General features: G+C 32.4%; 13 protein-coding genes and 1 pseudogene. 10 read left to right on the top strand and 4 right to left on the bottom strand.

The features are described 5' to 3' along the window. Positions 1-184: 184 nt before the first annotated feature. Positions 185-1042, top strand: a pseudogene (locus BN1075_RS13460) (EamA family transporter). A 79-nt stretch (positions 1043-1121) separates the two neighbouring features. On the opposite strand, the gene BN1075_RS13465 reads toward BN1075_RS13460, so the two are convergent. Beyond that, positions 1122-1832, bottom strand: a complete 711-nt coding sequence (locus tag BN1075_RS13465) for an MgtC/SapB family protein (protein WP_040193736.1) — start codon at positions 1830-1832, stop codon at positions 1122-1124. A 221-nt stretch (positions 1833-2053) separates the two neighbouring features. On the opposite strand from BN1075_RS13465, the gene BN1075_RS13470 reads away from it, so the two are divergent. Next, on the top strand, positions 2054-2815 hold the full coding sequence (locus BN1075_RS13470; RefSeq protein WP_268871556.1) for a class I SAM-dependent methyltransferase: 762 nt from the start codon (positions 2054-2056) through the stop codon (positions 2813-2815). Between the two features lie 135 nt (positions 2816-2950). Here the strand turns inward: BN1075_RS13470 and BN1075_RS13475 are convergent, their stop codons facing one another. After that, positions 2951-3973 carry a serine hydrolase gene (locus tag BN1075_RS13475; protein ID WP_052406549.1) on the bottom strand — a complete coding sequence of 341 codons (1023 nt, stop codon included), beginning with the start codon at positions 3971-3973 and terminating at the stop codon, positions 2951-2953. A gap of 295 nt (positions 3974-4268) precedes the next feature. Between BN1075_RS13475 and BN1075_RS13480 the strand changes: the two genes are divergently transcribed. The 8 genes from BN1075_RS13480 to BN1075_RS13520 all read left to right on the top strand — a co-directional run bounded on the left by BN1075_RS13480 (position 4269) and on the right by BN1075_RS13520 (position 12645). Then, the gene (locus BN1075_RS13480) at positions 4269-4907 is read left to right on the top strand and encodes a GntR family transcriptional regulator (RefSeq protein ID WP_040193738.1); all 639 of its coding nucleotides are present in this window, start codon (positions 4269-4271) and stop codon (positions 4905-4907) included. 104 nt (positions 4908-5011) lie between these two features. Continuing rightward, positions 5012-5605, top strand: a complete 594-nt coding sequence (locus BN1075_RS13485; protein ID WP_040193739.1) for an ATP-dependent Clp protease proteolytic subunit — start codon at positions 5012-5014, stop codon at positions 5603-5605. 317 nt (positions 5606-5922) lie between these two features. Further along, on the top strand, positions 5923-6309 hold the full coding sequence (locus tag BN1075_RS13490) for a GrdX family protein (RefSeq protein ID WP_197072319.1): 387 nt from the start codon (positions 5923-5925) through the stop codon (positions 6307-6309). Positions 6310-6329: 20 nt separating this feature from the next. Beyond that, positions 6330-7616 carry a glycine/sarcosine/betaine reductase component B subunit gene (locus tag BN1075_RS13495; RefSeq protein ID WP_040193740.1) on the top strand — a complete coding sequence of 429 codons (1287 nt, stop codon included), beginning with the start codon at positions 6330-6332 and terminating at the stop codon, positions 7614-7616. A 25-nt stretch (positions 7617-7641) separates the two neighbouring features. After that, entirely contained in the window at positions 7642-8946 is a 1305-nt protein-coding gene (grdB, locus tag BN1075_RS13500; protein WP_081911597.1) for a glycine reductase complex selenoprotein B, read from the top strand. A gap of 243 nt (positions 8947-9189) precedes the next feature. Then, entirely contained in the window at positions 9190-10320 is a 1131-nt protein-coding gene (locus tag BN1075_RS13510) for a YkvI family membrane protein (RefSeq protein ID WP_040193745.1), read from the top strand. A gap of 221 nt (positions 10321-10541) precedes the next feature. Then, positions 10542-11909: a magnesium transporter gene (gene mgtE, locus BN1075_RS13515; RefSeq protein WP_040193746.1), complete on the top strand. Its 1368-nt coding sequence runs from the start codon at positions 10542-10544 to the stop codon at positions 11907-11909. A gap of 145 nt (positions 11910-12054) precedes the next feature. Then, complete coding sequence (locus tag BN1075_RS13520; RefSeq protein ID WP_040193747.1) at positions 12055-12645, top strand: sugar O-acetyltransferase; 591 nt, start codon at positions 12055-12057, stop codon at positions 12643-12645. Between the two features lie 60 nt (positions 12646-12705). On the opposite strand, the gene BN1075_RS13525 is transcribed toward BN1075_RS13520, so the two are convergent. After that, positions 12706-13209 carry a DNA topology modulation protein gene (locus BN1075_RS13525; RefSeq protein ID WP_040193748.1) on the bottom strand — a complete coding sequence of 168 codons (504 nt, stop codon included), beginning with the start codon at positions 13207-13209 and terminating at the stop codon, positions 12706-12708. A 28-nt stretch (positions 13210-13237) separates the two neighbouring features. Next, positions 13238-13876: a Crp/Fnr family transcriptional regulator gene (locus BN1075_RS13530; protein ID WP_040193749.1), complete on the bottom strand. Its 639-nt coding sequence runs from the start codon at positions 13874-13876 to the stop codon at positions 13238-13240. Between the last annotated feature and the right edge of the window lie 42 nt (positions 13877-13918).

Genomic DNA, 13918 nt, shown 5'->3' on the forward strand with positions numbered 1-13918 from the left:
TTATTACCACCTAAAAATATAATACATATTGATGGTAACATATTTTAAATTATTTGGGAACTCTAACTATTATTTACATAAACTCCGTAGTAAAATAAATATATACATAAACCAAAGGTGCAGGCTGTGAATGTTTCACTTTTGGATTGTCACTTTTAGTGATTTATTTAAGGAGTGGAATTAAATGTGGGTAGTTTTTGCCTTTGGATCAGCTTTATTTGCAGGGTTAACAGCTATTTTGGCTAAGATTGGAATCAGAAATACAGATTCCAATCTAGCTACAGCTATTCGTACTTTGGTAATTTTACTTTTTTCATGGCTTATGGTTTTTATTGTAGGGTCCTTTGATACCATAAGTTCTATCAGCAGTCATACTTTGATTTGTTTAATTCTTTCAGGAATTGCTACAGGGGCTTCATGGATATGTTACTTTAAGGCACTGCAGCTGGGGGATGTAAATAAAGTTGCGCCTATAGATAAGTCAAGCATAATTTTGACAATGGTTCTGGCATTTATTATTTTAGGTGAAACTATAACAATGTTAAAGTTTATTGCAATGATAGCTATAGGAACAGGAACATTTTTAATGATAACTAAAAAGTCTGTTGAGAATAAACATTTGGATAGAAGATGGATTATTTATGCAATTCTTTCTGCTGTCTTTGCAAGTTTAACTTCCATCCTTGGGAAAATAGGAATTGTTGGAGTTGAGTCAAACCTTGGGACTGCCATAAGAACCATTGTTGTTCTTATCATGGCATGGGTTGTAGTTTTTATGTCTAAGAAATAAGGTGAAATAAAAAATATTGATAAAAAAAGCTGGATATTTATATTTTTATCAGGGATAACTACTGGGTTATCTTGGTTATGCTATTATAAGGCTTTGCAGATTGGGGACGCCTCCATTGTAGTTCCAATAGACAAGCTGAGTATAGTTATAACGGTAGCTTTTTCATATATTGTATTACACGAAAAATTATCAAAAAAGGCAGCAGTGGGACTTGGATTTATTGTCATAGGTACGTTGATGCTGCTGGTGTAGCTTTAGTGTTAGATTACAATAATATTTAGTAGTTTTAAGAGTAAAGTTTATAAGCATCTCATTTTGAGATGCTTATTTTTTAAATATTAACTAAGTGAATTTTGGTGATATTTTTTTCTATTGCCAATTCCTCAGCAATGTCTATATAGGTTATACCTTTTGGCAGTTCTATTGTATAGATGTCTGAATATATACGTGAATCCCTATCAAAATGTATACTGAAGTTTGTACTTCTGATTTTGACTTTGTGGTCAATGAAATAATTTTGAATAAATTCTTTTGTTTCACGGTGATAATATTCTATTTCAACTTGTTTTATAGTTGGGAAAATTGATAGTGAAAAGCTTTGAAACTTTTTTAACGCTGTTAAAGAAAAGAAGATTAACACCATGCCTGCTACTGCAAGAGAATAGTAGCCCATGCCCACTGCAAGTCCCAAAACAGCTGTTGCCCATAGTGAGGCTGCTGTAGTTAAACCATGGATAGAGCTTTTAGTAATTACAATAGTACCTGCACCGAGAAAACCAATACCACTGACAACTTGACATATAAGTCTTGCGGGGTCAGACCTGATTATACCTGAGAGTTCAGGGTAAGCTACACCAATTCGTAAAGACTCAAACATGATTTCTTTCTGAATCATTGCAATGATAGTTGCACCTATACATACAAGAATATGGGTACGAAGTCCAGCAGGCCTAGTTCTGAATTCGCGCTCCCATCCAATTAAACCTGCGAATAAGACAGCCAGAGATAAGCGTATACAGATGTCAGAAAAATTCAAACTCATAATAACCTCCTGGGTATAAATTAATTTTATTTATATTAATTTAAATTATATGAAATAGATAGTATTAAATATATAGTAATAATATTTATACTATTGTTAAGGATTTAGATGAGTATACCATAAGTTAATAATTTTTGAAGAATTTTATAGGTTTGTAACTAACGTTACATATTTAAATTTATAGATGTGATAACATAATATTACAAAAGGAAAGAATAAAGATTAAAAAAGTAAAGGATGATGAGCTTATGGGATTTTATGAAGAAATATCAAAATATTATGATTTAATATTTCCAACCTTACAGGTAACAGTTAACTTTCTCAAAGAAATAGCTGGAGAAGGGGAGAAAAAGATTTTAGATGTGGCTTGTGGTACAGGAGGATATTCCTTTGCTTTAGAGAAGGAAGGTTATGATTTAACAGCCTTTGATTTAGATAAAAAAATGGTTGAGGAGTTAAGGAAAAAATCAAAAATTCTTGGAAGTAGTGTAAAGGGTATGGAGGGAAATATTCTAAATATAAAAGAAAAGTTTCCCAAAAACACTATGGATTTAGTCTTCTGTATAGGAAATTCCATTGTACACCTAGATAACTCAAAGGACATTGAGAAGTTTTTCAAAGATGCAAAGGATATTTTAAAGGATGAAGGAACTTTATTATTTCAGGTTATAAATTATGATAGAATTGTCTGCAAGGGAATTAAATCACTGCCAACTATTTATAATGAAGCTGCTGATTTGAGCTTTGAAAGATTATATAGATATGAAGAAACTGAGCATAAGGTTTATTTTAAAACTATCTTAAAGGTTGGAGAAGAAAGGTATGAAAATGAAGTACCTCTTTATGCTTTACAGTATGATGAAGCAGTTAGGTTTATAAAAAATGCTGGATTTAATCATATTGAAGCATATGGTGATTTTAAGGGAAATCCTTTTGATAAGGAGAATTCCTATGCAATGATTATTTTATGTAGTTTTAAATAAAATAAAATAAAATAAAATAAAATAAAATGATGCCTCCAAGGGTATAGTGTTTCTTTATAAGAACTTTATACAAATAAAGTTGCTAAATATCTAAATATAAAGAATAACAGTATATTTTGGAGGCTTAATTTTTATTTAATATTTATCATAAATGGTTTTGTTGATACTAAATTGAGTTATACTCTCTGTATGTTTATTATAAATAACCTTTGACATAGAGGCTATGGTTTTCTCAGCATTATAAATTCCCTCAGTGTAGATTGAAATGATATATGGTTCATCAGTGAAAACAAACCCTATATCATGAACATAGGAATCTATAGATCCTATTTTATGGGCAACCAAGTTATTTGGAATATATTTATCTAGTCTTTCATGGAAAATTGTTATTTTCATGGTATCAATCAAGTGATTGAATCCAGATAGTTCTCTATTATCATATACATACTTTAAAATTTGTGCTGAAATAGCAGGAGTTAAAAGATTTTCATAAAGAACATAGTCAATATTTAAAAGGCTGTAGAGCTGTTCTCTTACGGAATTATAACCACCTAAATAATCAGAAAGTATGGCAGTGGCAATGTTATCGGAGTAAATAATAGATAAATCAAGGAGTTCCTGTATGGAAATTTCCATACCAGAATAACAGTACCCGTACAAAATTCCTGTACCATCTTGGTAAAAGTAATCATAATAAGTTAGAAGAGAACTTAAATCAACCTCTCCTTTGTCAGCATAATAGTAGTATAAAAGATTAAGGCCAACCTTATAGGTGCTGGCAGCATCAAAGTCCATATTTTCATTTATTGTTACATATTCTTTTGTTGTAAGGTTATAGTAGACAAGACCAATCTTATTTATATTGTTCCCCAAAAGGTTAGCTAGCTCTGAGTATAATTCCTCATCAAATTTTTCAGTTGCTTCCGTAGTTAATGAAGCTTTCATTGTTTCAGAAGAAGATAAGTTAAATGACTGCATATCTTCATAGATTTTTTTGCTAGGTATCTTATCTAAAGCAGTTTGATTTTTTACTGAGTCTATTTCTTCTGAAGCAGTCACCAAAGTAGAAGAAGTAATTGGTGAAGATGGTGAAAATAAAATATTTAGTGCAACAAAAACAATAATTATTATTGTTCCTGTAAATACATTTTTTTTCATAGGGAAGGACCTCCATGATTATATGTCACTAGAAATTATACTTTCTAAATATATATGACTGGTTAAATGATGATATGATTATTTGAATTTAAGGGTAGAATGAATAGTTTGTGATAAACAAGATGTTCATCACAAATATTTTTCATAAACAAATTCTTTCAGAAATAAAGGTATTTTACTAAAAGTATAGAATATAATCTTAAGGTACTAAAAAAATATACAAAGAAACACTTAAGCTGTAGATTTTTAGTGTTCTTAAGACATAATACAATTACTTTTGGGGAGAAGTGTAGCAATGGGTAAAAAGAATGAGACGGAAAGAGTTTATGATATTTTAAAACAAAGAATAATTTATTTAGAATATGAACCTGGGATGGTTTTGAATGAAGTTGATATTTCAACAGAGTTTGATATAAGTAGAACTCCAATTCGAGAAGCCTTTCAAAAGCTTAGTAATGATAATCTTTTAAATATTATTCCAAGGTTTGGAGCACAGGTTTCGCATATAGATTTTAGATATATGAAATCAGTTTTTGAGGTTACAAGGGAGTTTGAGCCTTTTGCTGTAAAATTAGCTATTGAAAGAATTAGTGAGGAACAGATAAAAGAGCTAGAAGAAATAATAGATAGATTAAAAGCTTTTGATATAAAAGAAGATTATAAAAAAGCAATTATGGAAGATGAAAAATTTCATAAGATTACTATTGAGAATTGTAAAAATCCATGTCTTCAAAAAATATTATATGATTTACATAATCATACGGAAAGGTTATGGCATTATTCTAAGCATTACTTTGATTCTATGGACATATTTACTGTTACTTTAGGGAATGTTTTAGAGGGAATTAAAGAGAGAAATCCAGAAAAAGCAGAAATTTATACAAGAGAGCATATAGATGCTTTTGTTAGAAAAATAAAAGAAGAAATGCTTTAATAAAGGCAGCAGGAAGTTTCACCGAAAGTTTCAGCATATATTTGAAAAGTTGTAAATAAATTTTTATAGAAGTATAAGTTTTTAGTAAGGAAGGGGAAATAAACATGTTTTACAGAAATGAAGCAGAAGTAGAAAAAAACGAAAAAGATAATAATTTAATTATGGAGAAGATGTTAAAGTCTAGGACTATTTTTATATGTGGAGAAATTAATCAAAAGCTGGCTGAAACAGTATGCTCACAATTATTATTACTTGAACAAATGGGAGATGAACCAATTAAAATATTCCTTAATAGTCAAGGGGGACACGTAGAATCTGGTGATACAATCCATGACATGATTAAGTTTATTAAACCAGAAGTTATTATTATAGGAACAGGTTGGGTTGCAAGTGCTGGTATTACAATATATCTTGCAGCTGAAAAAGAAAATAGATATTCACTACCAAACACTAGATATATGATCCATCAGCCATTAGGCGGGTTCCAAGGTCAAGCTACAGATATAGGAATTGAAGCTGAAGAAATATTAAGAGTTCGCAAAAGAATAAATACAATTATTAGTAATGCTTCAGGTCAGCCAATAGAAAAGGTTCAAAGAGATACTGATAGAAATTATTGGATGAATGCTGAAGAAGCTGTGAATTATGGTATAGTAAATAAAATAGTAACTAATCGAAGTGAAATATCTTGTAAATAATAAACTTTTAACTAATTAATTTAGTTGCGAAAGTCCTTAGAAAGAAACTATTATAGTTTTTTCTAAGGGCTTTTTATTTATCTATAGAAAAAACTAATACATACCATTTAAAAACACAATTGTAAATATTTTTAAAAAGAAGGAGTTTTATGAAATAAACAGAATATAATGTATTAAAGAGTTACTGATATACATTATGTATATTAATAATGTTGATGAAGAGAAAAATAATTATCATTAAATTTTATCAGTGATTCAAGGATGAAAATTAAGACATAATCATACAAAGAAAAGTTAAGAATTTAACGAGGTGATTGATGATGAAGTACATTATTGTAAGTAATAATCCACAAGTAAAGGACAAGGTTAAGAATCTAAAATTTGTTGATGGAACCATGAGAGATGTTTTGGTTGAGGCAAGAGATTTAGTACAAGGTGGTTCAGAGCTAATTACACATCCTCTAGGAGCAAGCCTAAGAATGCTTCTTTCTCCATACCGCTCCATTATTATGGCAGAGAAGGAAGCTAATATAAATTTTAACCATTTAGAAACTATAGAAAACAGCATAATTAAATACGACCAGCATATGGGGGTAAGAAGGGAGGATACAGATCACTCTAAAGATTATGCGATTATAGATTTTAAATTGTTAGAGTCAGCCTTTAATGAATTGAGCAAAGATTTAAAAAGTGAGTTTTTTTAAAAGATTAGGAGGGATTTTCTTTGAAACTTGAATTAAGAAGAATCAATATTAAAGACATTCAGTTTGGAAACAATACTGAGGTTGTAGGTGGAGTTCTTTATGTGAATAAAGAAGAACTTATAGCTAAACTTAAGGAAGACCACAGAGTTAAGGACATAAAGGTTGATATAGCTCGACCAGGTGAAAATGTTAGAATCATTCCTGTAAAGGATGTCATCGAGCCAAGAGTTAAAATTGAAGGCGAAGGCAATGGTTTCCCAGGAGTTACATCAAAGATGGCTCAGCTTGGAGAAGGAAAAGTAAATGTACTTCATGGAGCTGCTGTAGTTACTATTGGGGATATAGTTGGATTCCAAGAAGGTGTTATTGACATGTGGGGAGAAGGCGCAAAATGGACACCATTCTCTAAAACATATAATTTAGTTGTTGATATAGTTCCAGTGGAAGGTTTAGAGCCACACGTTCACGAGACAACTGTTAGGCTTGCAGGACTTAAGGCTGCTGAATTTGTTGGACTTGCAGGTAAGGAAGTTGAGCCAGATGAAGTTTTGACCTACGAAATGGGAAGTATACCTGAAGAAACTGCTAAATATCCAGAACTTCCAAAGGTACTATATGTTGAAATGTTAATATCTCAAGGGTTGCTTCATGATGGATATATCTATGGAGTTAACAGCCAGCAGATATTACCTACTTTAATGCATGCTAACGAGGAGTTAGATGGAGCAGTAATCAGCGGTAACTGCGTTGCAGCTTGCGATAAGATTACAACATACCAGCACCAAAATAACTCTGCAATCCTTGATTTATATGCAAGACATGGTAAAGATCTTAACTTCATGGGAATTATCCTAGATCCAGAGCTTACAACTCTCGAAGGTAAGTTTAGAACTTGTGATTACACAGCTAAACTTTGTAAGATGCTTGGAGCAGACGGAGTTATAGTTTCAGAAGAAGGCTATGGAAACCCAGATTCAGATCTTCTAATGATTTGTAAGAGACTTGAAAAGTCAGGAATTAAAACAGTTCTTATCACAGATGAATGTTCAGGATGGGACGGAGATTCACAACCTCTTGCAGATACAACTCCTGAAGCTGTTGCTGTAGTATCAGGTGGAAACGTAAGCCACGTAGTTGTTTTACCACCAGCAGAAAGAGTTATAGGAAACCCAGCTGCTATTGCAACTTTAGCAGGTGGATGGGAAGGATCACTAGCTGAGGATGGAACAATAACTTGTGAATTAAATGCTGTTATCGGTGCAACATCAGAAATTGGATATCATTACTGCACTGCAAAATTATATTAAACCAAGGTGGAGGAGGATATATAGTATGTCAGATAAAGTAAAAATTTTATATTATGTAAATCAGTTCTTCGGACAAGTAGGTGGAGAAGATAAAGCTGATATGAAACCAGAACTTAAAATGGGTGTTGTTGGACCATCCATGGGATTTAATGCAAATTTGGGTGATGCAGGTGAGGTTGTTGCTACAGTAATCTGTGGAGATAACTATTTCAATGAAAATGAAGAAGAATCAATAGAAGCTATACTTAATATGGTTAAAGAAGTTAATCCAGCTATGGTAGTTGCTGGACCAGCCTTTAACGCAGGAAGATATGGAATGGCTTGTGGAACTATTGCAAAGGCTGTAGTGGAAAAGTTTAATATACCAGCAGTTACTGGAATGTATGTTGAGAATCCAGGTTTAGGAACTTGTAAGGATAAGGTTATCGTTGCTAGTGTTGGAGAGTCAGCAGCAGGAATGAGAAAATCTTTAGATACTATGGCAAAGATTGCAGCTAAAATTTTAAAGGGTGAAGAATTAGGACTTCCAGAAGAAGAAGGCTACATTCCTCAAGGAAAGAGAAAAACTGTATTTGCTGAGAAAAGAGGTTCTGAAAGAGCTGTAGATATGCTTTTAGCAAGACTTAATGGTAAAGAGTTTAAAACAGAACTTCCAATGCCTGTATTTGATCAGGTTGCTATAGCACCTGCAATTAAAGATTTAAGCAGGGCTACAATTGCTCTTGTAACTAGTGGTGGTATTGTACCGGTAGGAAACCCTGATAGGATTCAATCTGCCAGTGCACAAAAATGGGGCAAATATGATATAAGTGCTTTAGATAGATTAGGAGCAGATTATTGTACAATTCATGGTGGATATGACCCTGTTTATGCTAATGCAATGCCAGACAGAGTAGTTCCTCTAGATATTTTAAAGGAATATGAAAAGGAAGGCAGAATAGGAAAGGTACATGAACTTTTCTATACTACAACAGGAACAGGAACATCAGTAGGTAACTCCATAAAGTTTGGTAAAGAGATAGGAGCAGAACTTTTGGCAGCAGGTGTTGACGGAGTTATACTAACTTCTACGTGAGGAACTTGTACACGTTGCGGTGCAACAATGGTTAAAGAAATCGAAAGATATGGAATTCCTGTAGTTCACATGTCTACAATTATTACAATTTCTGAATCAGTAGGAGCTAACAGAATAGTTCCAACAATAGCAATACCTCACCCAGTAGGAAATCCTAAGATTTCACCTAAGGATGAAGATGCTTTAAGACATGATCTTGTGGACAGAGCTGTAAGAGCTTTAGGTACAGAGGTTGACGAGCAAAGCTTTTTCTAGAATTAATGCAGCCTATGAAGTTAAATTAATACATTGCCAATTCATAAGTGAACATCCAAATCTCTGATTTGGTTAATGTGAAGTTAAGTGAGTGTCCAAATCTGTGATTTGGAGACACGAACTTACTCTTTGAGCACTCCTTTGAAAAATATACGAAGTTTTAATTTTTAAGATATCAGTTTGAAATTAAGGTTTTGAAAGCTCGTAAAATATGAATTGGCAATTAAGGATTGGGGAGAAATTATGAATAAAAATGTAAGTATGAAAACTGTCATAACCTTTGCTGGCGCAGTTGTAGCATTTTTAATAGGTTCTGGTTTCGCAACAGGTCAAGAGGTCCTTCAGTACTTTGCTTCCTATGGATACTGGGGAATTGCAGGAGCTCTGCTAACTTTAGTTTTATTAATTTATGTTTGTTCTAGCTTCTTGGTGGTAGGACGTAGAGAGAATTTTGAAAGAGGCAGTGATATTTATAAGTATTATTGTGGTAATAAATTAGGTATTTTCTTTGATTATTTTTCTACCTTCTTTTGTTTTTTATCTTTTACAGTAATGATTTCTGGAGCAGGAGCAACCTTAAATCAGCACTATGAGCTACCAGTTTATGTAGGTGGAATACTTATTGCAGTACTTGCTCTTATTACTGTACTTATGGGACTTTCAAGAATTGTTGATGTTATAGGCAAAATTGGACCTGCCATAGTAATTATTTCTATATTGCTTGGTGTAGTTTCTATATTTCAAAATTTTGGGAACTTAAGTCCAGATGTGGTTTTACCTGCCTTAGAAGAGCTTGAAGCAAGTGGAAGCTTAATGAAGGCATCTACTAACTGGGGCTTTGCGGCATTCTCTTATGTTGGATTTTGTATGCTTTGGCTTGCGGGTTTCTTAGCATCAATGGGTGCAAAGGCTCAAAGTGAGAAGGAAGCGTCCTTAGGTGGAGTTTGGGGAGCTAGTGCTTTTGCTATAGCTGTAATAATAGTAGCACTTGGACTTCTAGGCTGTATAAAGGTTGTTGCAGGAAGTCAGATACCAAATCTTCATTTAGCAAAAAATATTCACCCAGCTTTAGCTTCAGTTTTTGCTGTTATAATTATTGCTGGTATTTATACAACCGCAGTACCTCTTCTTTGGAATGTATCTTCTAGATTTACTAAGGACGGAAGCAAGAACTTTAGAATACTAACCGTGGTATTAGCTTTAGTGGGGGCTTTTATTGGATTAGCATTACCTTTTGCAAAGCTTGTTAATATTGTTTACGTAATAAATGGGTATGTTGGAGCTGTTTTATTATTTATAATGTTTGGAAGAAGTTTAATTAAGATTTTTGGCAAAAAGGAATCAAAAGTAAAATCAGAGGATATGAAGGCTTAGTGTAATATACAAATTGTATAATAAGTATAAATAATGTAAAGCTGATAAGTGCAGATTAATGTGTTTATCAGCTTTTTTAAGTTTTTCTTTATAATTCCAAGATCAGTATAGTATGATAGGATAATAAAGAAAATAGAAGTTTTTATAATTAAGACTATAGCTGATAAATTTAATAACATATTATGGTAGTAAAGATAAACAAAACAAGGGAGGAAATCATCATGTTTGATATAAATGAAAATGAATTGAGTGAAATAGAGTTAAAAGAATTGTTGGAACATATTCATCATGGAGATAAAGAAAAGTTAAATGAAGTCATTGACAATATGTATCCAATTGATATTGCTATTGCATTAGAAAATTATGAGGATGAGGAAATTTTAAAGTTTTATGAGTTAGTTAATAATGAGCTTATGGCAGCCATAATTGAGCAAGCAGATGAGGATCTTCAAATTAGGATAATTAATTTGTTTTCCTATAAGAATATAGTTAACATTTTTTCATTTATGTCAAAGGATGATATTGCCGATATTTTAGGGAATCTACCCATTAATTTAAGAAAAGAACTTCTAAAATTGATGAAGACTGGGGATACAAAGGAGATTCAAGTTCTTCTTGGGTATAAAGAGGATAGTGCTGGTGGTATAATGACAACTGAGTATATTGCACTTAAGGGAGATTTAACCACTGGAGATGCTCTTAAAAAGATTAAAACCATAGGTCCTAAAACAGAGGTAATTGAAACAATCTTTGTGATTAACCAAAGCAAAGAATTAGTTGGCTCTGCAGATTTAAGAGATATCTTGATTGCCAGTGAAGAAACAAAACTTATGGATATTATTAAGGATAATATTATTACTGTAAATCCAGAGGTTGACCAGGAAGAGGTATCGAAATTGGTTTCAAAGTATGACCTTAAAGTAATTGCAGTAGTAAATAGAAGAAATAATATTTTAGGAATAATAACTGTAGATGATATTATTGATGTTATCGTAGAAGAACATACAGAAGATATCCTTCACTTGGCTGGTGTAAGTAAAGAGGAGTCCGTTGAAAGTTCTTTAGGAACTTCCATTAAAAAGAGATTACCATGGTTATTTGTAAATCTAGCAACAGCGTTTTTAGCTTCCTTTACTGTTGGATTATTTGAAGATGTAATTGCACAGGTGGTAGCCTTAGCTGCGGCTATGCCAATTGTTGCAGGAATGGGAGGTAATTCTGGAACACAAGCATTGTCAGTAGTAATAAGAGGTATAGCCCTTGGTGATATAGAACTAAAAAAAGGCTGGAAGAAGGTATTTAAGGAAATTGCATTAGGGGTGATAAATGGAGCTGCAACTGGACTTATCACAGGGCTTATTCTTTATATGAAATACGGTAATCCTTATCTTGGAGTAATTATTTTTGTAGCTATGATAGGAAACTTAGTTATTGCAGGCTTCTTTGGATTCTTAATTCCACTTGTCTTGGATAAACTTGGCGTTGATCCAGCTTTAGCGTCAGCAATCTTTTTAACTACAGCAACGGATGTATTTGGATTCTTCTTGTTTTTAGGATTAGCAAAGGCATTTTTACCACTATTATTATAGATAATTAAAGCCTCTAATTATATTTGTAAAATGATTTGGAATAATTAGGTTGCCTAAGGAATTCTACAAATAGGTAAGAAGATAGTGTATAATAGTAGTACGATTCAGAATTTTAAATTAGATGGGGATAAAAGGAGAATTAACTATGTCAGAGTTTGAAAAAATGCACAATGGGGAAATCTATGATTGTAATGATGAAAGTGTAATGGAAATTCAGATGAAGTGTCTAGAAAGATTATATGATTTTAATGCTACTAGGCCTTCAGAGCTTGAAAAAAGAAGTGCTATGCTAAAAGAAATGTTTGCAGAAATTGGTGAAGGATGCTATATTGAACCGCCTTTACGCGCTAACTGGGGTGGAAGACATGTTCACTTTGGAAATAATGTTTATGCAAACTTCAATTTAACCTTAGTGGATGATACCCACATTTACGTAGGGGATTACACATTATTTGGTCCCAATGTAGTTGTTGCAACGGCTTCCCATCCAATAGCACCTGAACTTAGAATGCCAGTTACTCAATTTAATCTTCCAGTACATATAGGAAAGAATTGTTGGATAGGTGCTGGGGCAATTATTGTGCCAGGTGTTACAATAGGAGATAATACTGTGATTGGGGCCGGAAGTGTGGTAACTAAGGATATTCCAGCAAATGTTGTTGCAGTAGGAAATCCATGTAAGGTATTAAGGGAAATTACTGAAGAAGATAAAAATCGTTATAAATATAGTAAATAGGTGAAGGTAGTATAGTATCAATTTAAATTTGATATCATACTACCTTAAATTATTACTAATTTATAAAGTTTTAAGAAAATAATCAACCTGTTTTGGTGATTTTAACACAATTATTTTATTTTTAAACTCTTTTCCAATTTCCTTATAGTGGTTTCTTATAGCCTTAGTACGTCCTTCATGAAGAATCCACCAGAGAAATTCTAAATCTATTTTTTCATTGCAGCCAGCTGCCATGCTTTCTCTTGTTTTATTTCTGTAAGAAAAGTATCTTTTGATTGCTCTAGGAAGGCAGATTCTACGGGGAAAGTTCAAAAATATTATTTTATCAGCTTGTTCTAAACGTTCTCTTTGATAAAACTTCGAATAGTTGCCATCAATTACCCAGGAATCATTTTTCATAAATTCCAACACTAGTTGCATTCCTTCATCTTTATCACGTTCAATCCAATTAGGAAGAAAGTGTACAGTATCAAGATATAATACTGGAACTTTGTAATGATTCGATAAGGTCCTAGCTAAGGTCGATTTGCCACTGCCGCTATATCCAAGGATTGCAATTTTCATTTTACATTCTCACATCCTTTGTCTAATTTCACATTTTTAGGTAAAATTCTCTTTTATCAGAGGTTAATAAACCTTCTTCTTTCAGAACTTTAATTTCCCTCATCATAGCACTTCTATCTACACAGAGATATTCTGCAAGAGAGCTTAAAGTCATTGGAAGTGTAAATGGATTTTTCCCAGTACTCTTTTTTATATAGTTTAAATATGTAAGCAGCTTTTTTCTGATTGAATGCTGATTCAAAATACTAAGATGCAGAGACATTGCCTGAGATTTTTGAGCAGCCATTATAAAAAGGTTATTAATAAGCTGTGAGTGATGTATACAGGCGTTTTCACAGGGGGTAATAATATGTTTATAGTCTATGAAAAATACATTTGTATCTTTTGTTGCTTCAATAATATATTCATAGTTTTCAAGGGGAAGATAAAAAAGTTCACCAAAGACATCATGTTCTTCATAGGTTTCAAGGATGCTGCAATTTCCGTCATAATCTATGACAGATAACTGAGCCTTACCCGAAACCATTACACCAATCTTTTCTATTTTATCTGAGTATCTCATGATAGTTTCGCCAGTAGTATAAGATTTAAAATCAGGTTTAAAGCAGACTATCATTTTATCAATAGATTCCTTTGAAATTCCATCATTAATAAAACATCTTTTCATATTTATCACCTTCTTTTAAATTATAACATTATTTGTTGCAAA

The organism is Clostridium culturomicium (assembly GCF_000821305.1).
Classification (GTDB): Bacteria; Bacillota; Clostridia; order Clostridiales; family Clostridiaceae; genus Clostridium_J; species Clostridium_J culturomicium.

Coding starts and splice junctions, on each gene's coding strand:
- BN1075_RS13465 (WP_040193736.1), bottom strand. CDS start 1,832: ATGAGTTTGAATTTTTCTGACATCTGTATACGCTTATCTCTGGCTGTC.
- BN1075_RS13475 (WP_052406549.1), bottom strand. CDS start 3,973: ATGAAAAAAAATGTATTTACAGGAACAATAATAATTATTGTTTTTGTT.
- BN1075_RS13480 (WP_040193738.1), top strand. CDS start 4,269: ATGGGTAAAAAGAATGAGACGGAAAGAGTTTATGATATTTTAAAACAA.
- BN1075_RS13485 (WP_040193739.1), top strand. CDS start 5,012: ATGTTTTACAGAAATGAAGCAGAAGTAGAAAAAAACGAAAAAGATAAT.
- BN1075_RS13490 (WP_197072319.1), top strand. CDS start 5,923: ATGATGAAGTACATTATTGTAAGTAATAATCCACAAGTAAAGGACAAG.
- BN1075_RS13510 (WP_040193745.1), top strand. CDS start 9,190: ATGAATAAAAATGTAAGTATGAAAACTGTCATAACCTTTGCTGGCGCA.
- mgtE (WP_040193746.1), top strand. CDS start 10,542: ATGTTTGATATAAATGAAAATGAATTGAGTGAAATAGAGTTAAAAGAA.
- BN1075_RS13520 (WP_040193747.1), top strand. CDS start 12,055: ATGTCAGAGTTTGAAAAAATGCACAATGGGGAAATCTATGATTGTAAT.
- BN1075_RS13525 (WP_040193748.1), bottom strand. CDS start 13,209: ATGAAAATTGCAATCCTTGGATATAGCGGCAGTGGCAAATCGACCTTA.
- BN1075_RS13530 (WP_040193749.1), bottom strand. CDS start 13,876: ATGAAAAGATGTTTTATTAATGATGGAATTTCAAAGGAATCTATTGAT.